This window comes from Methylibium sp. T29 (assembly GCF_000576205.1).
Classification (GTDB): domain Bacteria; phylum Pseudomonadota; class Gammaproteobacteria; order Burkholderiales; family Burkholderiaceae_C; genus Methylibium; species Methylibium petroleiphilum.
Genome location: NZ_AZND01000002.1, coordinates 28,607 through 46,493, shown reverse-complemented (window position 1 = coordinate 46,493; position 17,887 = coordinate 28,607). Strand labels below are relative to the sequence as shown.

Below are 17,887 nucleotides of genomic sequence, written 5' to 3'. Positions count from 1 at the left end.
CCTCGTCGTCAGCGAATTGTCGTTCGTTTGCGTTCGCCAGAGGTCGCCGCGACTGCCGGTTTCAGAGACGATCCACTGGCGCCGTGGGACTGTGGTGGTGATCGGCGCGTCGCTGCCGGGTTTCGCGCTGGCGGCTGCCCCGAGGGCCGAAGTACAGGTGTTCAAGAGCCGCAGCTGCAGTTGTTGCGCGGTTTGGGTTGGGTACCTTCGCGAGGCCGGGTTCACTGTTGCGGCGCTGGACGTGCACAACGCGTCAGTCGAACGCCGGCGCCTGGGCATGCCCGACCGTTCTCATGTTTCATTGCCACATCCTCGAGCACGAGGACACTGGCATGATGGGGCAGTTCACCACGGTGTAGTTTGAGTCTCCACGCTCGGACGACAAGTCGGCGCCTCGTCAGTACAGGGTTCCCTCTCAGCGAGGTGGACGGGTCAGCGATCGTCGTGGGCGCGATGTAGTGACCGGGGAGGCCAACTATGATTCCGGCCGCATGCTCACGAACAAGAACGAGGTGCTGGCCGCTGCGCTGGACCAGACCAACACCTGGTTGGCCCAGACGCTCGGTAGGCCGGATCTTCAACTGCAGTTGATCAGCCAGCCGATCGCCAGAGCAGCCGCGATGCAGTTTGAGCGAGGCGGCGGGCCAAGGCGGAAGGTGCACTGGAACTGGGAAGAAATCTTCTTCTCGCGAGTGCGGCACCAGGACGCCTGGATGTACGCGATGGTGCGTGCGGGCCGCCCGCGCGCGATGTGCTACGGGCGCATCCAGGTCAAGGGCGGCCATGTGTCGCTTGAATACCTTGAGCGCACGCCTTACGCACGTGGAATCCGCGGCGTCACCGCGCCGACAGCTTTCCAGTTCGCCCGTGCAGTTGCCCTGCTGCTCGACCTCAGGGAAGTTCGACTCAATGAGCCGTTCCCGTGCCTTGTGCGGTATTACGAACGGGTGCTGGAGGGGGCCATTCGACACCCTGCGGTGGGTCCGGTAAAGTACCTGTCTGTGAAGGTTGCACTATGAAGCGCGTACGAGTTGCTCCCGGAAAGTTTGTCGTCGTCTCCCAGGGGATGGCGGACAAAGCCGCGCGTGTGTTTGCCTCAGGCGCGTTCACCCGGGATCAGGTCCGCGAAATGGCCGCGGCCGAGCCTAAGAGTGCGAGCGGAGTGTTCCTGGGCAAGTCCACGGCCAAGCGAGCGGGAGCCTTGTCGGGTAAGAACGGTACTCTTGTGCGCCAGAGCACCGGCCACGTTGTGGTGGCGGGCGCTGACAGAGCGCCGACCAAGCGCAAGGCTGCGTAGGGCTGTAGCTGCACCGTACGGAGCGCATCTGTTCGGCTATGCACGCCCCGAGTTGACATAAACATTAAAGTCGCTCATTCGGCTTGCTTGCGACTACTGTGCCGAGGCGGCGCATGGTGGCGGCTGCGCCATTGGCTCGCCCTGGCCAAAGTCCTCGACGCAACGCTGTCGTGGGCCGCACCGCGTCCCTGGCGGAGACCGCGAATCGCTGGACCACGAGTTCGGTGGACGACTGGCGATCCGCGCCATCATTCTTACTGAGTCTCGCTCCCGCCGCACATGGCCGTTGCGCCGGGGCAGTCAAATGCGCATGATGCTTCCATCTTAAATGCGATAGAACCGTCGCCAAGACAAGACCACCCACGTGAACGGAATGAGCCCCAGCGACGCCAGCCGAGCCAAACTGATGCGAACCGTTCATCGGACAGCAGCCCACAGCCGATGGCTCGCCACCGAGATCCAGGACGCGCTGAACGATCCGCGGCTAAGCCTCCCTCTCGAAGAGGCCATGGCCGCCATGGAGGCTGAGATCGACGCGGTCGATCGCGTGTCCGCCATCGATTGCGCTCCCGCTCAAAAGCCTTACCCTTCCAGAGCCCCGCGTCGACAGTGAACTGTCAGCATGTTCTTCGCCCGGTGAGTTCCTTGCAGGAGTTTTGCGCGTGAAGTTGCCCGGCGATATCGAGGATCAGGGGTCGACACGTGGCGGCCTGGTAGCTGCTCAGGCCCGCGGCGCAGCGGCTCGGGCCCGGTGGATCGAGGAAGGACTCGTCGTGCCCGGTCCGAAGCTGGCACAGGCGTGGGGCATCCCTCAGGAGACCCTGGCGACGGCCGCCGCAAGTGGCGAGGTGGTCAGCATCGCCATCGACGGTGGCGAGTACTTCCCCGAGGCGTTGCTGAGCCTGGATCGTTTGACCGCAGGTGCGATCTGCCGCGCACTGCCGCAGATCCATGACACCGAGAGGCTGATGTTCTGGCTGCGCGACCATGGGGCCCTCGGCGGCAAGCATCCGGCCGCGGCCCTGAAGGCCGGAACCCCGATTGACCAGGTGATCGCACTTGCACGAGCCTGGGCGCGCGAGAGGACGGAGGGCGGCAGCCCGATGGATGCGAAGCCCGACTCTATGTGCGCTTGACCGGCTTGACGCTCTGCAGAGGCGTAGGCTCCACGTCCTTTCGCAGCAGTTCGTCGATCACCGCCGCATGCCGCGCCAGATGCTCCGGCGCCAGGTGCGCGTACCGCTCCACCATCGAGTCCGACTTCCACCCGCCCATCTCCTTGATCATGCCCTTGGGCACGCCGTTCTGGATCAGCAGGCTGGCCCAGGTGTGGCGGGTGTCGTGGAAGCGGAAGTTCTCGATGCCCGATTTCTTCAGCGCGTTGCGCCAGGCGGTGTTCACCGTGGCGTTCAGCCGCTTGCCCTTGTAGACGAAGACGTATTCGTCGTGCTTGCCGATCTGCGCGCGCAGGATCTCCATGGCCGTGGCGTTGAGCGGTATGCCTAGGGTCTTGCGGCTCTTGATGTCGCTGGCCGCCACGGTCATCACCTGGCGCTGCATGTCTATCTGGCTCCACTTCAGGCCCAGCACGTTGGCGCGCCGCAGGCCGGTGGCGATGGTGAAGCGCGTCAGTGAACCCAGGTGCTCGGGCAGGTTGCGCAGGAAGGTGTCGATCTCGGTGGGCGTGAGGTAGCGCACCCGGCCCTCGGGCTCGCGGTGCAGCCGGATGGTGGGCACGCTGTCGATCCAGTTCCACTCGCGCATGGCCCGCCGCAGGATGGACCGCAGCAACTGGTAGTAGCGGTTGCGCGTGGCCGGTGCCTTGTCGCCCTTCTGGCCCTCCACCACGGCCTGCATGCGGTCCCAGGTCAGCTCGGTCAGCGGCAGGCGCTTGAAGAACGGAGTGAGGAACTCGATCTTCTTCGCGTCGTCGCGGATCGACGCCTTGTGGCCCTGCTCGTTCAGCCAGCGCAGGGCCGCGTCTTCCCAGGTGTAGCGTGGCTTGTCGCCCAGCTTGGCCTGGCGCCACAGGTCGTGCTTCAGCCGGTCGTGGAGTTCCTTCGCGGCCTTGCGGTCAGTTGTCTCAGCCGACTGTCTAACGCGCTGGCCACCTGGCGCGGTGATGTCGATCCACCAGGTTGTGCCTCGTTTGAGGATGCCCATTTCCTGCCTCCAATGCGTTCACATGCGTCGCGATGGCCCTGCGCCCGTAGCTGCACGGCCTCGGTGCCTTGCTGCACGAAGGCATCGATGGCGGCCTGGGTCACTTTCCAGCGCCGGCCGATCTGCATCGCTTTCAGCTGGCCGGTGTTCACCAGGTTCCAGGCGGTGGAGTAGTCCACGCGCAGCATCGTCGCCGTCTCGCGCAGGTCGTAGAAGAGAGGTGTCACTGCAGTCATGTCCGTGCCTTCCTGCTGCGCGCAGCCGGGTCAGTTGGATCTGCTGCTTCGCGGCCGGCGTCAGATCAAAGATCGCACGGTGCTAGAGGCGTCAAGTTCACAGTCGTCCCCGCGGGCGCCTCGCGCACGGGGTGTAGGGTGGGATGGGTTCGCTTCGCGGTGGATCAGGCGCGCAGGGCGTCGAGGTCGGCCATCAGACGGCGCTTGCCGTACAGGCACATGCCGCGCACGCACGCGTGCATCGGCTCGGCGGCCACGTGCACGGACTGCCGATGGAACAGGCCTTCCGCGGCCTGCAGGAAGTAGGCAGCGCCGCCGCCAGCCACCCACACGCTCTGCGGGGTCGGCAGTTCGGTCAGTGCTTGCGTGATGCCGCCCAGCATCCGGCGGGCCCGGCCATGGATCCACGGCCAGTGAAGCTGCAGGTCATGCAGTTGTCCGCTCGCCCGCACGGGCTTGCCATGGCGTAGCGCTTGATCAATGGCATCGAGCCGGCCGTCGCCGCTGGGGGAACCCTGGCCGATCTGGTCGTCCACGGTGCGCAGCAGGTTGGCAACGCGTGGTATTCGGTGCCGCCGGCCAGTGGCTCCAGGTCACGGCCGCGGTACAGCGCCCATTCCAGGCTGCCGAAGCCCGCCACCAGCACCAACGACACCTGCGTCTCGTCGAGCTCGGGCGAGTCAAGCCATTCGATGGCGCTGGCCGCGGTCTGGGCCAATATTTCCACGCGTGCCACGGTGACGCTGGCGTTGGCCGCGGTGCGCACCGGTCGACTCAGCCAGTCGCGGATCTGCGGCTCCAGGGCATCGCGTTCCCGCATGGGCACGGTCAGCACCAGCAAGTCGATGAAGGGCTCCTCGATGAAGGCCAGCGCGCCGGCGACGCAGGCGCGGTAGTCGTCGGTGGCCGCAAAGCCTTCTGATTGCAAGTGAAAGATCGCATCGCCCAGTGCCGCTTCGATGTCCGGGCCCACCTCGACCAGGTGGGCACCGAAGGGGATCAGGGCATTGCGCCGCGGGGACCTGAGCCTGCTGCAGCGGCTGTCGTGAAAGACGATGTCCGTGAGCGACGGGAAGACTTCGATGTCCGCATGCTGGCCTGGGCGCAGCTTGCTGAACTTCGTGAAGCCGCAACCGGCGTCGATGGCGGCGATGACAGGGCTCTTCGTCATGGTGGTGCTCCGCTTCGGCCTTGCAGGCCAAGGTTCAAAGGTTTGGCCGTCGATGGGCCACAGGCCAGCCACACGCCGAGTCCAGAAATTCGCCTGGCGCGCGATTCAAGCCGGATGGGGGGATGCGCCCCGGGCGGGGCGATTCGATTGAAGTGCGGGTCACGACCGCTAACGCCGCCCTATGCGGTGGATAGGGCGGAGGGCATGGCAAGGTGCGCATGCCCGTGCGCAGTGAATCTACGCCCGTCTTCGGCGCCTGCCAAGCAGGCTCGCTGGTCGGGCCACAACCCGACCCTACACGGGCTGCAGGTGGTTTCAGCGGCGCGGCTTGAAGGGCTTGACGACGTCTTCCACCTGAATCGGGTCCAGCATCTCTTCGACCTGGTTGGCCAGGCTGACCTGGTAGTGGCGGCGGCTCAGCATCGCCACCGGGCCGTACAGCGCCAGCAGCGGCAAGCCGATCAGCAGGACCATCGGATGCCAGTAGGCGCCGAGCATCAGCGCGCCGAACGATCCGAACACGATGACCACGACATCGATGCTCCGAAGCAGCGCGATCGGATTCTCCAGCACGAAGTTCACGCGCATGCCGATGCTCAGGTTGTACAGGCCCACGCCACGCCCGCCGTAGTGGATGACTGTGACGGCATGGCCCGCACGCGCCGGCATGCAACGGCTGTAGACGACGATCTTGTGCTCGCGATTGCTGGCGTCGGCCAGCCACAGCTCCCAGCGCTCGCGCGAGGGATCGTCGTCGCGCAGGCCGGGGATGCGGTTGAGGTAGCGGCGCGCCTCGATGAGACGACCGGTCAGCGTTTCCAGGACGTACATGGGGACTCCCAGGCGAAGGTTCACCTGAAAGTCCCATGGGTTTGGCTGCGGTCAAGGCTTGCACCGTCGGCTACTCCGGCAGTGGATCGTCGAAGATGCCGCCGGCCGACGGGCTGGCAGGTGGCGATGCCGGCCTGAGCAGTGCGCCATGCTTGGCCTCTCCACCGCGCCTTTCCTGTTCGACCAGGACGCCCAGGTAGGCCAGCGTGCGGAAGCGCTCGGCACGGCGCCGGCCCTTCGGCAGCCTTGCCAGGTCTTCATACAGCGGGCCGTGCTGCCAGGCGCCCACCTGGGCGTAGAACTCCAGCATCGGCTCGTCGCGGCCCGCACTCGCCGGGCCAGGCGCTTCATCGTCAACTTCACTGCGCTTCATGGTGTGCTCCTTGGCTGGCATCGGTGGGGGCCTGGGCGCGCAGTCGGTCGACGCCGGCACGCTGGAAGCCGCGCACGTTGGCGTAGAACGGGTCGGCCAGTTCCAGCACCGGCTGCTTCTTGAAGGCGTCCCGCAGCGCCTTTCGGAAGAGATGCGCGCCGCCACCGCTCAGCACGATGTTGGCGAAGCGGTACTTGCCGCCAATGGAATTGGTCAAGGCCTGGATGCCTTCGACGGCAATGCGCTCGGCGATGGGCATGTAGCGCTGGATCTCGCGAGCCTTGCCGTAGGTCGTCAGGCTCCTGCCGGTGCGCAAGGCCTCGTCCACGGTGTGCGGTTCGTCGTAGCGCTCGCCGATCTCGCGCGAGATGGCGTCGCAGATCGCCGACACCACATCGTGCACGCCGTACTGCGCCGAGTAGCTGCGGTTGGCCACCAGGCGCAGGCCGCGTGCCGTCAACCAGTCCAGCGTGCGTGTGCCGCAATCGATGATCAGGTTTTCCTGCTGACCGATCTGGTCCAGCAGGCCATGCTCCTCGGCATAGGCCACCAGCGCACCTTGCGGCTGCGCCACCACCAGCGCCTTGTGCACCCGCACCTTGCGGCCCTTGCCCACGTCATGCTCACCCACGCACAGGCGTTCCAGCGCCGATTTGCGAGCAGTGAACTCGGAGACCGGCAGACCCACTACCAGCACGTCGATCTCGTCGGCCTGCATGTAGTTCAGTGCGCCGAGCATCAAGGCCTTGTAATCGGCCGATTGCGTGTAGCCCTCGACCGACAGGATGGGTTTGCTGCGCGCGCCGACCGACAACACATCCGGCCCCACCTCGTAGAAAAACTGGCCCACCCGCACCGACACCGTCCGCCGCGGCGCCAGCAGCGGGCGTGCGGTGTGCGGATCGACGCTGGCCAGGGCCAGCGAAGGAAAGCTGGCGTATCGGAGCTCGCCGCTCGCGTTGACGGTGGTGAACTTCGTGTGGCCGAAGCCGAGATCAATGGCCCTGACTGTGCTACCCATGGGACCTCCAGCAGCCGTGGTGCCGACATGGCTCTACTGTTGCCAACGCGGCCAATCACGTCCACTCGAAAGGCGGGTCGAAGTCCCCCCGGAAATCGGCCGTCGATTCCCGGGGCCACGCTCAGCGGCACGATTTGCTTCAGCGAAGTGGGGCTGCAGCCCGAGTGATACGGCTGTCCGATCGCTTGTTTCGGCCCTCAGGTTCGTTTCCGGTGCGTCTGCGACCCGACCAGCAAGTCCGGCACGATCAGGCTTCGGAGAGAGAGGTATGGAATCCATTCGTCAACCCCAGGGGGCTTGCAGGTCTCACGCAGGTATTGGCGCCGTAACGGCACTTTTCGCGCTTGCAAGGGCGGCGACCTTCGCGCATGCTTGCATCGCCTTTGGCACCGGGCAGCTGGCCCACCGGGCGCATCGAGCGCGAATGGCAAGCCCTCCAGAGCACCTTCGGGTGCACGAGCCTTCGGGCTCTGATCCCCGGCCTGTCAACCCGACAGCCGATGACGACGGCGGCAGCGACCTTGGTCGATGCTGACCTGCAAGCCCCCGGCCCCCGAGCCACGCGGGCTTGATGCGCGCGACCCTGATCGCGCAACTGCAGCGGGCACGCGATGCCTGCTGGAAGACTCCCCAACGACTGCTGCGTGCGCGCCTACAAGGCGCCGACGAACACCGACACGATCGGGTTCGCCGGTGTGCACGCACGCATGGCGCGCCAGGTGGCACTGGCGCACTCAGGCCATGCGGCAGATCGTGAAGCCCTGAAGCGCCCCGAGCGCTTCAGCATGGGTGACGCCCATGCACCTGCTGCGCAGCGTGGCCACCAACGTGGCCATTCCCCTGCGCCCCGCCTTGAGCGGGCTGCCACGGCGCCAGACGCCGTGTTTGGGCGATCACTTTTACGACTGGCCTGCGCCCATGCCGATGACGGCAAGCGCGAACCCTGAGAACCTGAATGCGCCTGGCACCGGCGGGACGGTGCCGCACGAACCCACCCGCCCACTGGCCGCGCCAGCGGCCTGAACGGAGCACCACCATGCGTGACCTCGACCCGCGCACCGTCAACCTGCGCACCCTGCCGATTCAGATCGGCAGGCGAGGCTTCGTCCTGAACGCGCTGTTCGTCCAGAACAACTTCCGCCACGCGGTCAAGGACAAAGGTGTCTCCCACGACACCATGGAAGACCGACGGCAGTACATCTACCGCGCCTTCCACTACCTGGAGCACAACGACATCAAGAGCTTCAAGCTCGACCCGCGCTCGCTCGGCGACCGGCATGTGCGCTTCTTGTTCGCCGACATGGAACGGCGCGCCAAGGCCGGCGAGCTCGGGCCTTCCGCCATCCAGAAGGCGCACAGCTACCTTCACACGTTTTCGGGTTGGATCGACAAGCCGTGGCTGGTGCTGCCGATCGGCGCCTACATCAGCGACGAGACCCTCTACCGCCGCAGCTACGTGACCAAGCACAGCAAGGCCTGGGACGACAACGGCGTGGTGCCCGACGAGGTGATCGCGGCCGTTGCCGAGTTCGACGAGCGCGTGGCCGTGCAGATCGAGCTGATGAAGGAGTTCGGCCTGCGCTGCAAGGAAGCGGTGATGTTCCGCCCCCACCAGGACATCGTGACTGCGGCCCAGGCCGGCAAGGCGGCTGCCGGCGCGGCGGAATACCTGCAGCTGCGGCGCGGCACCAAGGGCGGCCGGCTGCGCTACGTGCCCGTGGTCACGCCGACCCAGCTTGCCGCGATCGAGCACGCCCGCCGCGTGGCGCCCGGCGAGAACGACAGCCTCAGCGATCCACGCTACCAGCTCGTCCGGGCCATCCGGCACCAGCGCTACGTGATGGAGCTGTTCGGCCTGACCAAGGCCATGCTCGGCGTGACGGCGCATGGCCTGCGGCATGGGTATGCGGCCGAGCGATACGAAGCTGAAGCCGGTGTGGCACCGCCGGTGGCCACCGACGAGCGCGCCGATGCGGCCGTGGATCTGGCGGCGCGGCGCCTGGTCTCGGAGTCACTCGGGCATTCGAGGGGCCAGATCACATCGGTGTACCTGGGTTCGAGCCGCGCTCGGCGCTGAGTTACGCTTGTTCGCCCATGTCGACGCCTGCTGCCACTGTCTGCCCGTTCTGTACCTTGCCACTCGCCAGGATCGTGCATGCCAACCAATTCGCTGTGGTCATCCGGGATGCCTACCCTGTGTCACCCGGCCACACGCTGGTGCTGCCGCGCCGGCACAAAGGGAGCTTCTTCGAGCTTGAACCACCCGAGCGCGACGCCGTCTTCGAGTTGCTCGACGTGGCACGACGCGACCTGGACCAGTCGCTGCACCCCGATGGCTACAGCATTGGCATCAACGATGGCCCGGCCGCCGGGCAGACCGTGCCACACCTGCATGTGCACCTGATCCCGCGCTACAACGGCGACCTGGCCGATCCGCGTGGTGGTGTGCGGTGGATCTTTCCGGAGCGTGCTGACTACTGGTCTGCCCGTGGCGGTGAGCCGGTTTGAGATGAAGACAGCCGCGCAGGTGCTGGAGGCCTTCGACAACATCCGTCGCGCACAACGGGCCGGTGTGTACGCCCCGCACAAGCCGCTGCTGATCCTGCTGGCGCTGGCACGGGTGCAGCGCAACGAGCCAAGGCTGGTGGAGTTCACCACCATCGACACATCGCTGCAGGCACTGCTCACCGAGTTCGGCCCCAGCGGCGCCGCGAAGTCGCGCCACTATCCTTTCTGGCACCTTGCCACTGATGGCCAGGGGGCGCTGTGGTCGCTGAATGGCCCTCGAGAGTTGCTCGGGCGACCAGCCGGCGCCACGCCCAACCTCGGCGAGCTGAGGACGCACCATGTGCAGGGCGGCTTCCCGCCGGAGGTGGACGAAGCCTTGCGCAAGGTGCCGGGTCTGCTGGAGGCTGTGGCGGCGCGTGTGCTGGAGACTTACTTCCCCGCAACGCTGCATGCTGACATCCCAGCCGCCGTCGGTCTGGACCTAGACCGCCAGGTCGCACACCTGGCCAGCGAGCCGGACGTGCCGACTTACGGCCAGGCAGAACGCCGCAGGCGCGACCCCGGCTTCCGCGAACGTGTGCTGCGCGCTTACGAGTACCGGTGCTGCGTCTGCGGCTTCGACCTGCGCATCGGCCAGGTGAGTGCGGGCCTGGAGGCCGCCCACATCCAGTGGCATCACGTCGGCGGGCCCGATATCGAACCCAACGGCCTGGCCCTGTGCGCGCTGCACCACAAGCTGTTCGACCTGGGGGCGTTCACGGTCGAGCCCACCGAGCACCGCGTCATCTTCAGCCAGCACGCGATGGCCGGAGACCGCAGCCAGCAGGGCGAGTTGCGACATCACGGGCAGCGCCTGCTGGCACCGCAGCAGGTGGACATGCGGCCGGCGCCGCCCTTCCTAGCGTGGAACCAGAAGAACGTGTTCAAAGCACCGGCACGTAAGGTCGCCGATGCTGGCCGTCACTCGCATTCGACCTGATCGAATTTTTGGCAGTAGGCGGAGCGCTTCGGCCCGTTCAACTGCCGAAGGACACCCCGACACTGAGGCGGCTGAGGATGTCCAGCTACAACTCCGGGGTTGCACTGATTGAGCGCTTAACTGGACAAAGCGTCTTATTTTGACTAGTATTCTGAACAAATGAACGTACCCGACAGCACCGTGATCCTCGAACGCCAGTTGCTGCTTCAACTCGGCGATCGGCTCAAGCGCCTGCGCAAGGCCCAGGGCCTGGGCACGGTAGAGATGGCCAAGCGTGCGGGCATCTCCCGCACCACGCTGAGCTCGGTCGAATCGGGCGATCCGGGCCCGGCCATCGGAACCTACCTGCGCGTGATGTCGGTACTCGGCATTGGCGGTGAACTGGCCTTGTTGGCCGGCGACGCATTGCAGCCCGGGCCACCGGGGACGGCAGCGGCCAGGTCCAAGCGCGCCCGCCCGGTCGTGCAGGTGACCGTCTCCACCGACGACACCCGACATCAAGTCCAGGATCTTCAAAGCCTGGCGCTGCACGAGGAGGCCATTCGACTCGCCCGCTTGGAGCCCGAGTTCCTGCACCAGGCCCAGAGCACGCTGGATCGCTGGCTGGCATCGGGCAACTCACGCTCGATGGGCTTGTGGCAGGAGTGGCAGGAGATTCTTCGCGGCGCGAAGTGGCGCAAGGTGCTGGGGCGAACGCGAAGGGCGCAGGAGCTTCGCCAGGCATCGCCACTGACGGCAGTGCTCCCGGCGCAGGTGCGTCAAGGCGTGCTGGACCAAGTCGGCAAGCTGCGAAAGGGTGTCGTGCTCGGTGACTCCGGAGCACAGACACCGACATGACCCGCGACGAACTCGAACACATCATCCGCGCCAGCGCGGACGTGACGGACCAGTACGAGTTCATCATCGTCGGCAGCCAGTCGATCCTGGGTCCGGTCCCGAATCCGCCCGATGTCTTCACGATGTCGGCCGAGGCGGACATCTACCCGCTTCAGGCACCCGAATTGGCCGACAGGATCGATGGCGCCATCGGTGAAGGCTCGCAGTTTCACCAGACCTACGGCTACTACGCACAAGGCGTGGGTCCCGAAACCGCAGTACTGCCGCGAGGCTGGATTGACCGCGTCCACAGGGTGCAGAGCGCCGCGACCAACCAACGCGTGGGCTACTGCCTCGACCTGCCGGACCTGTTCATGTCGAAGGCAGCAGCCGGGCGCGACAAGGACCGCGAGTTCTGCATGGCGATGCTCGCGCATCGCTACGTCAGGCCAGAAGTCGTGCTGGATCTCGTGGCGGCGATGCCGCTGGACGATTCCGCGAAGCGTCGTCTGAAGGCCGCCATCCGCCGGTGGGCCAGAGCCGTCGAAGCGTAAGGCGACGACCTGCCTCAAGCGTGAACTCGAGGGGCCTCCTAGACCTTGTGAGAATGCCCTGATCCGCACCGAATCGCTGTGACAGATTTGTGCCGCAACTTCGAGAAAACAGCCTGAAATCGGCCCGCTTGAGGCACAAAACGCGTGGCGCAGAAACACCAAATTTATCAACGGTGACAACGACTTGCGACAAGCCACTCGGGGTGGCAGGTGGGACTCTTAATCCGTAGGTCGAGTGTTCGAGTCACTCAGGGCCCACCAAGAAAGACAAGGCCTCGCACGACAGTGCGGGGCCTTTGTCATTTCTGGCTGTCGCGCGCGCGAGATTCCTCATCAGGCGATGGCCAATCGCCCAGCCCCTCGTGATGTCCGCGGCCTTGGTGACTGAGGATCAGTGTGAATCGCGCAGCATCCATCCTGTCTGTTCGATGAGGTGCTCTGGTACCAGTATCGGGTCATAGAGCAGCGTCATGTGCGGTGTGCGGGACGGCTTCGGCCTGAGCCCTGCGCGGCGTAGTTCGTCTCCAAGTGCGTCCCGCAGTCGCGTCACGGCGTCATCGCTCTGTGCATCGCAGCGCAGGACGAAGGGGTTGTTGCCTGCGGTGTTGAAGCTGGATGCACGATCGAACAGGATGGACGAACCCGGCCAGGGCACTCGGGCAGCCGCGGCCCGGGCGGCTTCGATATCCGATCGAGGGATCCTGTTGGCGTAGCCGCGACCGCATGCAGGCTGACGTGCAGATTCTGAGGTGGGAGGCACGGACCCCGCAGCCCATGGCGCCTGCGCAGCTCGGCGCCGACCTGGGCCAAGTGTTCTGCGTCGTCGCGCAGAGGGACGAGTGCAAAGAACAGGTTGTAGCCACGCAACTGGCCGGCGCGCCCGTGGACGGCCTCGGGCTGGAACAGTGCGGGCTCGGCAGGAACTCCTGGCAGGCTGATTTGATCGGGCATGGCATCCGCTCCTCGGGTCGATGTGCTGGTGGCAAACGGGTTTTCACGCGAGCCTCGAACGACCCCGCCGACCCTGGGTCATTCGTTGTCTGACAGCGGCGGCCGGTCTAAGGGTTACACCCCATGGCCTCTGTCGCCTGCGTGACGGAAACGCTGCCTTCGCTCCTCCATCCTTGGGCAGCGCTTCTCCCGTGACGCGACGCTCGGTCACGGCCGCTGAAATCACCAAGTGAAGGGGATCGTGATGAACGACAAGACCGTTGCCAAGGCCACCAAGGTGGACGCCGTGGTCATCGGGGCAGGCATCGCCGGCCTGTACCAGGTCTATCGCCTGCGCGAGCAGGGGTTCGACGTCCAGGCTTTCGAGGCCGGCTCCAACGTCGGAGGCACCTGGTACTGGAATCGCTACCCGGGCGCCCGGTTCGATTCCACGGCCGAGGTCTACCAGTTCTGGTTTTCGGAAGATCTCTACAAGGGGTGGAAACCGAGCGAGCGCTTCCCGGCGCAGCCCGAGTCCGAGCGCTGGCTGAACTACGTGGCGGACCGCTGTGACCTGCGCAAGCATTACCGGTTCAGCACGCGCGTCGAGGCGGCGCACTACGATGAAGCTGCGCAGAGCTGGTCGATCACGACCGACCAGGGCGATACCGTCCAGGCGCGCTTCCTCATCACCTGCTGCGGCATGCTGTCGGCGCCGCTGACGTCGGTGTTCCCCGGTCAGGGCAGCTTCAAGGGCCAGTTGTTTCACACCGCGCGTTGGCCGAAGGAGCCGGTCGATTTCACCGGCAAACGCGTGGGCATCGTGGGCACCGGGGCGACGGGCATCCAGGTCATCCAGACGATCGCGAGTCAGGTCGGCCACCTCAAGGTGTTCCTGCGCACGCCGCAGTACACGATCCCGATGAACAACCCGAAGTACACCGAGGCGGTCTGGGCCGGATTCTCGAGCCGCTTCCACGAGATGAAGGAACGCGTGCAGCGCACCTTTGCCGGCCACGTCTACGACTTCGGCGGCTACGGCACTTGGGCCGAAAGGACGCCCGAGGAGCGGATCGCCGTGCTGGAGGAGCTCTGGAACGACGGCTCGCTGGCGTTGTGGCTGGCCTCGTTCTCCGAAATGTTCTTCGACGAAAAGGTCAACGCCGAGGTCTCCGAGTTCGTGCGCGGGAAGATGCGCGAGCGGCTCAAGGACCCGATGCTGTGCGAGAAGTTGATCCCCACGAACTACGGCTTCGGGACCAACCGCGTGCCACTGGACACCAACTACCTGGAGGCCTACCACCGCCCGAACGTCGAGATCGTTGACGTGAAGGCGTCGCCGATCGAGTGCGTCACGCCCGAAGGTGTGCGAACGGCCGACGGCAGGCTCCACGAACTCGACATCCTGATCCTGGCGACGGGTTTCGATGCGGGAACGGGTGCACTGACGCGCATCGACATCCGCGGTCGCGGCGGGCGCTCGCTCAAGGACGACTGGGGCCGCGAGATCCGCACCACGATGGGCCTGCAGGTGCACGGCTATCCCAACCTCTTCACGACCGGGGCGCCACTGGCGCCGTCGGCGGCCTTCTGCAACATGACCACCTGCCTGCAGCAGCAGGTCGACTGGATCACCGAGTGCCTGGTGGCGCTGCGCCGTAAGGGCCTGACCGTCATCGAGCCCAGCCGGGCGCTGGAAGACGAATGGGTGGCTCACCACGACGAGACCTCCAACGCGACGCTGCTGGTCAAGACCGATTCCTGGTACATGGGAACCAATGTCAAGGGCAAGCAGCGCCGCATGCTTTCGTACATCGGTGGGGTCGGAAAATACCGCCAACGCTGCGAAGAACTGGCCGCCGGCGGCTATCCGGGTTTCGAGATGCGCTGAGTTTGCTAGTCGGTCTCGGGCGTCAGCGTCAGGACGGCGGGGATCGTCTCGTCGCAGTTGTCCAGCAGCCCGGCATGCACGGCCCGCAATGTCGCGAGGCTGCCGACGTGGGGCAGGACCGTGTCCGCACCGCAGAGCGGACACACGGCGGTGGATTCGCCGTGTGTCCAACTCACCACGTCGGACGGCTCGAAGATAGCCAGGCAAGAGAAGCAGCCTGCAATCCGCGCCGAAGCCAGTTCGGCGCGGTTGTTGAAGGAATCGTAGCCAGTGTCCGACATGTGCGAAGCGTCGGTTGCAGGACTCAGGACGTCACGCTGTCGCGCAGCGCCTTGATCTGGTCGTGGTTGGACTGCACCCCAAGCAACTGCCGGCCGAGCGTCTGCTGCACGTCGATCGGCAGTTGCTGCTTCAGCGCCTTGCGGTAGCGGGCCAGTGCCGCGTCCTCGCCGCGCTCGCACTCCTCCAGCAACGCGTGATCGCTGCTGCCGGTGAATGCATCCTTCACCGACACCCATCCCCGATGAAGGCGCCGGCGACGCTGCCATGATCCTCGGGGCTTCCCCCGTGCTGCAGGACCAGGGCCTGCAACTCCACCGCGGCGCTTTCGCATTCCGCGGCACGGGCCTGCAGTGTCTGCTTGAGGGCGACGGACTCGGCTCGCTCGGCGCATTTCGCGAATCCGTACTGGCCGTCCTTCGACGTTTCGATCAGTTCGTTCAGGATCTGGATGACTTGCTTGTCGCTCATGGGAACTCCTCGAAGTTGGGCAAGTGGGACCACCCGGGATGGATGGGACCGTGGCAACTCGATGATGGGTAGCCTGCAGTCCAAAGGCAGTAGGGCGATCGCGCCGCGTGCTGTACGAACGCGCCTACACCGTGTCTCCTTCGCTGCGAATGAACGGCCTCTTGATCTGGCGCAAGGCCTGCTGGGCGGTCTGGATCGACGCTAGCGACCGACGGCGCGGCGGGTGTTTATCGCCGTGGCCGTACGCTTTCTTACACTGCATCAACCCCCCGTGCACGCCAGCTTGACCATCATTCGCCAGGAGCATCGGGCTCTGTCTGCGATGCTGCGCGCCATCCACCTGATGCTGGGAGAGCATCGCCGGCGCGGAACGCTGCCGGACTTCGGGATGTTGCGCGCCATGCTCTTCTACGTCGACGAATTTCCCGAGCGCCTGCACCATGCCAAGGAAAGCCGGCTGCTGTTTCCGATGCTGCGGTCGCGCAGCGCAGAGCGCACCGCCGTGCTGAACCGGCTCGATCAGGACCATGCCCAGGGCGAGCAGTTCATCCGCAAACTCGAACACGAGCTGCTGGCCTTCGAGGTGATGGCCGAGACGCCCCAGGGCGAGGAGCGACGCGAGCGTTTCGAGCGCTCGATGACGGCCTACATGCACTTCTACCTGAACCACATGCGCACGGAGGAGGCGATGGTGCTGCCGATGGCCGAGCGCGTGCTCGGTGATCAGGACTGGAGCGAACTCGATGCGGCCTTCCTGCAGAACCGCGACCCGCTTGCCGGCGACGAGGGCGATGCGGTGTATGCCGATGTCTTCAGGCGCATCACCGAAGCGCAACCGACCCTGCTGGGTCTGGGCTCCGCGCTGGAAGCACTGGCCGGGCGGGCGACGGCGAGGTCCGTCTAGAGCGCTCGAGACCGGCCCAGGCGGCCGGGCGACCGATCGGTCTCCGGCGGACCGATACTGCGTCCATGCAGGACGAGGCCCCAATTCCCCCGACGCCGCGCTGGATTCGCGCGCTGTGGTCGCTGGCGGGGGGGCTGGCCTTGCTGACGGGCCTGGTCGGCATCGTGCTGCCCTTGTTGCCCACGACGCCCTTCGTGCTGCTGGCGGCCTTCTGCTTTGCGCGCGGGAGCGAGCGCTGCGAACGTTGGCTGCTCGGGCATCGACGCTTCGGACCGATGATTCAGGCGTGGCGTTCGCATCGCGCGATCCCGCTGGCGGCGAAGCGACTGGCCACGGTGATGATGACGCTGGGCTGTGTCTGGTCGTGGTGGTGGCTGACTTCGCCCTGGCGATGGATGCCCGCACTGTGTTGCACCGCCGTTGCGCTGTGGATGTGGCGCCTGCCGACGGCGGACGCGACGCGGCGGCTGCCAGGTCGCGATTGAGCGACGTTGCTCAATCGCGATCTCCGCGCGACCGGGTCGGATTTCGCTCGCGGGCAGAATTTGCGCATGAACCGGCCGACCCCCGCTGCTGCATCGACCACCCTGCGCTGCATGCTGCTGTGGATCGGCGTGCTCGCGTTGTCAGCCTGCGCCGGTTACAGCCCTTCGGGCCTGCCCGTCGGTACACCGCAGGCGCAGGTCATCGAGCGCATGGGGCCGCCGACCGGGCGCTATGCACTCGCTCCAGCCGGTGAGCGGCTGGAGTTCGCCCGAGGCCCGATGGGCAAGCACACTTACATGCTCGACTTCGATGCCGACCAGCGGCTGCTGCGCTGGGAACAGGTGCTGACCGAGAAGAACTTCTATGCACTGCAGATCGGCATGAGCCGCGACGAAGTGCTGCGGCGCATCGGCCATCCGTCGAACGTGCGCTTCCTGTCACGTCAGCAGCACCAGCTCTGGTCGTACCGCTACGACACGCCGTTCTGCGTGTGGTTCCAGGTCAGCCTCGACACCTCCGACAAGGTGGCCGAACTGGGCAACAACGTCGATCCGCAGTGCGACGATCTCTTCGACGGTCGCTGATTCCATGCCCACGATCACCCTGTACGGCATCCCGAACTGCGACACCGTGAAGCGGGCCCGCGCCTGGCTGGAGGCCCGCGACGTTGGCTACACGTTTCACGACTTCAAGAAGCAGGGCGTGCCTCCCGACGCGCTGGCCAGATGGGTGTCCGCCACCGGCTGGGAGACGCTGGTCAACCGCAAGGGCACGACCTGGCGCCAACTCGATCCTGCGGTGCGGGAGTCCGTCGTCGACGCGTCGAGCGCCCAGCGGGCGCTCAGGGAACATCCGTCGCTGGTGAAGCGGCCCGTGGTGGAGTGGCCGGGTGGCGTGACGGTCGGCTTCGACGAGGCGGTATTCAGCGCACGGCTGTCCCACTGAGGACGCGACGACCGTCGTGCCGCGTCCTCACA

At 65.8% G+C, this 17,887-nt stretch carries 22 protein-coding genes, 1 tRNA gene and 1 pseudogene; 14 read left to right on the top strand and 10 right to left on the bottom strand.

Going from position 1 to position 17,887, the window contains the following annotated elements:
- Window positions 1-491 precede the first annotated feature (491 nt).
- On the top strand, window positions 492-1,019 hold the full coding sequence (locus x551_RS00705) for a hypothetical protein (RefSeq protein ID WP_036228672.1): 528 nt from the start codon (window positions 492-494) through the stop codon (window positions 1,017-1,019).
- A 940-nt stretch (window positions 1,020-1,959) separates the two neighbouring features.
- On the top strand, window positions 1,960-2,433 hold the full coding sequence (locus x551_RS00700) for a hypothetical protein (RefSeq protein ID WP_152543352.1): 474 nt from the start codon (window positions 1,960-1,962) through the stop codon (window positions 2,431-2,433).
- On the opposite strand, the gene x551_RS00695 is transcribed toward x551_RS00700, so the two are convergent.
- From x551_RS00695 to x551_RS00670, 7 genes are all read right to left on the bottom strand, one after another.
- Entirely contained in the window at window positions 2,420-3,454 is a 1,035-nt protein-coding gene (locus x551_RS00695) for a site-specific integrase (RefSeq protein ID WP_253950263.1), read from the bottom strand. The genes x551_RS00700 and x551_RS00695 overlap by 14 nt on opposite strands.
- Window positions 3,337-3,696: a helix-turn-helix domain-containing protein gene (locus x551_RS26700; protein ID WP_152543351.1), complete on the bottom strand. Its 360-nt coding sequence runs from the start codon at window positions 3,694-3,696 to the stop codon at window positions 3,337-3,339. The genes x551_RS00695 and x551_RS26700 overlap by 118 nt, the downstream gene beginning before the upstream one ends.
- A 164-nt stretch (window positions 3,697-3,860) precedes the next feature.
- Window positions 3,861-4,079: a hypothetical protein gene (locus x551_RS00690; protein ID WP_036247284.1), complete on the bottom strand. Its 219-nt coding sequence runs from the start codon at window positions 4,077-4,079 to the stop codon at window positions 3,861-3,863.
- The gene (locus x551_RS00685) at window positions 4,052-4,867 is read right to left on the bottom strand and encodes a hypothetical protein (protein ID WP_036247281.1); all 816 of its coding nucleotides are present in this window, start codon (window positions 4,865-4,867) and stop codon (window positions 4,052-4,054) included. The genes x551_RS00690 and x551_RS00685 overlap by 28 nt, the downstream gene beginning before the upstream one ends.
- Window positions 4,868-5,182: 315 nt before the next feature.
- Window positions 5,183-5,698 (bottom strand): hypothetical protein, encoded by a 516-nt coding sequence (locus tag x551_RS00680; RefSeq protein ID WP_036247276.1) that lies wholly within the window; start codon window positions 5,696-5,698, stop codon window positions 5,183-5,185.
- 70 nt (window positions 5,699-5,768) lie between these two features.
- Window positions 5,769-6,071, bottom strand: a complete 303-nt coding sequence (locus tag x551_RS00675; protein ID WP_036228657.1) for a hypothetical protein — start codon at window positions 6,069-6,071, stop codon at window positions 5,769-5,771.
- Window positions 6,058-7,092 (bottom strand): PRTRC system protein D, encoded by a 1,035-nt coding sequence (locus x551_RS00670; RefSeq protein ID WP_036228655.1) that lies wholly within the window; start codon window positions 7,090-7,092, stop codon window positions 6,058-6,060. Before x551_RS00670 ends, x551_RS00675 begins: the two co-directional genes overlap by 14 nt.
- 798 nt (window positions 7,093-7,890) lie before the next feature.
- Between x551_RS00670 and x551_RS25680 the strand changes: the two genes are divergently transcribed.
- The 7 genes from x551_RS25680 (at window position 7,891) to x551_RS24875 (ending at window position 12,210) form a co-directional block, all read left to right on the top strand.
- On the top strand, window positions 7,891-8,115 hold the full coding sequence (locus x551_RS25680; protein WP_161727917.1) for a hypothetical protein: 225 nt from the start codon (window positions 7,891-7,893) through the stop codon (window positions 8,113-8,115).
- A 13-nt stretch (window positions 8,116-8,128) separates the two neighbouring features.
- Window positions 8,129-9,169 carry an integrase domain-containing protein gene (locus tag x551_RS00665; RefSeq protein ID WP_036228652.1) on the top strand — a complete coding sequence of 347 codons (1,041 nt, stop codon included), beginning with the start codon at window positions 8,129-8,131 and terminating at the stop codon, window positions 9,167-9,169.
- A gap of 17 nt (window positions 9,170-9,186) precedes the next feature.
- Window positions 9,187-9,600, top strand: a complete 414-nt coding sequence (locus tag x551_RS00660; RefSeq protein ID WP_036228650.1) for an HIT family protein — start codon at window positions 9,187-9,189, stop codon at window positions 9,598-9,600.
- A gap of 1 nt (window position 9,601) precedes the next feature.
- A complete protein-coding gene (locus x551_RS00655) occupies window positions 9,602-10,579 on the top strand; it encodes a phosphorothioated DNA-binding restriction endonuclease (protein ID WP_036228647.1) in 978 nt (325 codons plus the stop codon).
- A 159-nt stretch (window positions 10,580-10,738) separates the two neighbouring features.
- Window positions 10,739-11,416, top strand: coding sequence for a helix-turn-helix transcriptional regulator (locus x551_RS00650; protein ID WP_036228646.1), 678 nt, complete (start codon window positions 10,739-10,741; stop codon window positions 11,414-11,416).
- A complete protein-coding gene (locus tag x551_RS00645) occupies window positions 11,413-11,949 on the top strand; it encodes a DUF6036 family nucleotidyltransferase (protein ID WP_036228643.1) in 537 nt (178 codons plus the stop codon). Before x551_RS00650 ends, x551_RS00645 begins: the two co-directional genes overlap by 4 nt.
- A gap of 200 nt (window positions 11,950-12,149) precedes the next feature.
- Window positions 12,150-12,210 (top strand) — tRNA-Ser (locus tag x551_RS24875).
- 130 nt (window positions 12,211-12,340) lie between these two features.
- On the opposite strand, the gene x551_RS23120 is transcribed toward x551_RS24875, so the two are convergent.
- Window positions 12,341-12,604: a hypothetical protein gene (locus x551_RS23120; protein WP_051511759.1), complete on the bottom strand. Its 264-nt coding sequence runs from the start codon at window positions 12,602-12,604 to the stop codon at window positions 12,341-12,343.
- A gap of 540 nt (window positions 12,605-13,144) precedes the next feature.
- Between x551_RS23120 and x551_RS00635 the strand changes: the two genes are divergently transcribed.
- Entirely contained in the window at window positions 13,145-14,770 is a 1,626-nt protein-coding gene (locus x551_RS00635) for an NAD(P)/FAD-dependent oxidoreductase (protein WP_036247304.1), read from the top strand.
- A gap of 5 nt (window positions 14,771-14,775) precedes the next feature.
- Here x551_RS00635 and x551_RS00630 read toward each other — a convergent pair whose 3' ends face one another.
- Together x551_RS00630 and x551_RS00625 are read right to left on the bottom strand one after the other, a co-directional pair.
- Window positions 14,776-15,051: a hypothetical protein gene (locus x551_RS00630; RefSeq protein WP_036228638.1), complete on the bottom strand. Its 276-nt coding sequence runs from the start codon at window positions 15,049-15,051 to the stop codon at window positions 14,776-14,778.
- 23 nt (window positions 15,052-15,074) lie between these two features.
- Window positions 15,075-15,520 (bottom strand): annotated as a pseudogene (locus x551_RS00625) (PA2169 family four-helix-bundle protein).
- A gap of 271 nt (window positions 15,521-15,791) precedes the next feature.
- Here x551_RS00625 and x551_RS00620 point away from each other — a divergent pair.
- From x551_RS00620 to x551_RS00605, 4 genes are all read left to right on the top strand, one after another.
- Window positions 15,792-16,424 carry a hemerythrin domain-containing protein gene (locus x551_RS00620; protein ID WP_253950260.1) on the top strand — a complete coding sequence of 211 codons (633 nt, stop codon included), beginning with the start codon at window positions 15,792-15,794 and terminating at the stop codon, window positions 16,422-16,424.
- Between the two features lie 65 nt (window positions 16,425-16,489).
- Window positions 16,490-16,909 carry a YbaN family protein gene (locus tag x551_RS00615; protein WP_011828954.1) on the top strand — a complete coding sequence of 140 codons (420 nt, stop codon included), beginning with the start codon at window positions 16,490-16,492 and terminating at the stop codon, window positions 16,907-16,909.
- A gap of 66 nt (window positions 16,910-16,975) precedes the next feature.
- Entirely contained in the window at window positions 16,976-17,494 is a 519-nt protein-coding gene (locus tag x551_RS00610) for a hypothetical protein (RefSeq protein WP_011828955.1), read from the top strand.
- Window positions 17,495-17,498: 4 nt separating this feature from the next.
- Window positions 17,499-17,855 carry an arsenate reductase gene (locus x551_RS00605; protein WP_011828956.1) on the top strand — a complete coding sequence of 119 codons (357 nt, stop codon included), beginning with the start codon at window positions 17,499-17,501 and terminating at the stop codon, window positions 17,853-17,855.
- Window positions 17,856-17,887 lie beyond the last annotated feature (32 nt).

Excerpts from the sequence above, each read along its gene's own strand:
- x551_RS00705 (WP_036228672.1), top strand. The coding sequence starts at position 492 with ATGCTCACGAACAAGAACGAGGTGCTGGCCGCTGCGCTGGACCAGACC.
- x551_RS26700 (WP_152543351.1), bottom strand. The coding sequence starts at position 3,696 with ATGACTGCAGTGACACCTCTCTTCTACGACCTGCGCGAGACGGCGACG.
- x551_RS00690 (WP_036247284.1), bottom strand. The coding sequence starts at position 4,079 with ATGCTGGGCGGCATCACGCAAGCACTGACCGAACTGCCGACCCCGCAG.
- x551_RS00685 (WP_036247281.1), bottom strand. The coding sequence starts at position 4,867 with ATGACGAAGAGCCCTGTCATCGCCGCCATCGACGCCGGTTGCGGCTTC.
- x551_RS00680 (WP_036247276.1), bottom strand. The coding sequence starts at position 5,698 with ATGTACGTCCTGGAAACGCTGACCGGTCGTCTCATCGAGGCGCGCCGC.
- x551_RS00675 (WP_036228657.1), bottom strand. The coding sequence starts at position 6,071 with ATGAAGCGCAGTGAAGTTGACGATGAAGCGCCTGGCCCGGCGAGTGCG.
- x551_RS00670 (WP_036228655.1), bottom strand. The coding sequence starts at position 7,092 with ATGGGTAGCACAGTCAGGGCCATTGATCTCGGCTTCGGCCACACGAAG.
- x551_RS25680 (WP_161727917.1), top strand. The coding sequence starts at position 7,891 with ATGCACCTGCTGCGCAGCGTGGCCACCAACGTGGCCATTCCCCTGCGC.
- x551_RS00665 (WP_036228652.1), top strand. The coding sequence starts at position 8,129 with ATGCGTGACCTCGACCCGCGCACCGTCAACCTGCGCACCCTGCCGATT.
- x551_RS00660 (WP_036228650.1), top strand. The coding sequence starts at position 9,187 with ATGTCGACGCCTGCTGCCACTGTCTGCCCGTTCTGTACCTTGCCACTC.
- x551_RS00655 (WP_036228647.1), top strand. The coding sequence starts at position 9,602 with ATGAAGACAGCCGCGCAGGTGCTGGAGGCCTTCGACAACATCCGTCGC.
- x551_RS00650 (WP_036228646.1), top strand. The coding sequence starts at position 10,739 with ATGAACGTACCCGACAGCACCGTGATCCTCGAACGCCAGTTGCTGCTT.
- x551_RS00645 (WP_036228643.1), top strand. The coding sequence starts at position 11,413 with ATGACCCGCGACGAACTCGAACACATCATCCGCGCCAGCGCGGACGTG.
- x551_RS00635 (WP_036247304.1), top strand. The coding sequence starts at position 13,145 with ATGAACGACAAGACCGTTGCCAAGGCCACCAAGGTGGACGCCGTGGTC.
- x551_RS00630 (WP_036228638.1), bottom strand. The coding sequence starts at position 15,051 with ATGTCGGACACTGGCTACGATTCCTTCAACAACCGCGCCGAACTGGCT.
- x551_RS00615 (WP_011828954.1), top strand. The coding sequence starts at position 16,490 with ATGCAGGACGAGGCCCCAATTCCCCCGACGCCGCGCTGGATTCGCGCG.
- x551_RS00610 (WP_011828955.1), top strand. The coding sequence starts at position 16,976 with ATGAACCGGCCGACCCCCGCTGCTGCATCGACCACCCTGCGCTGCATG.
- x551_RS00605 (WP_011828956.1), top strand. The coding sequence starts at position 17,499 with ATGCCCACGATCACCCTGTACGGCATCCCGAACTGCGACACCGTGAAG.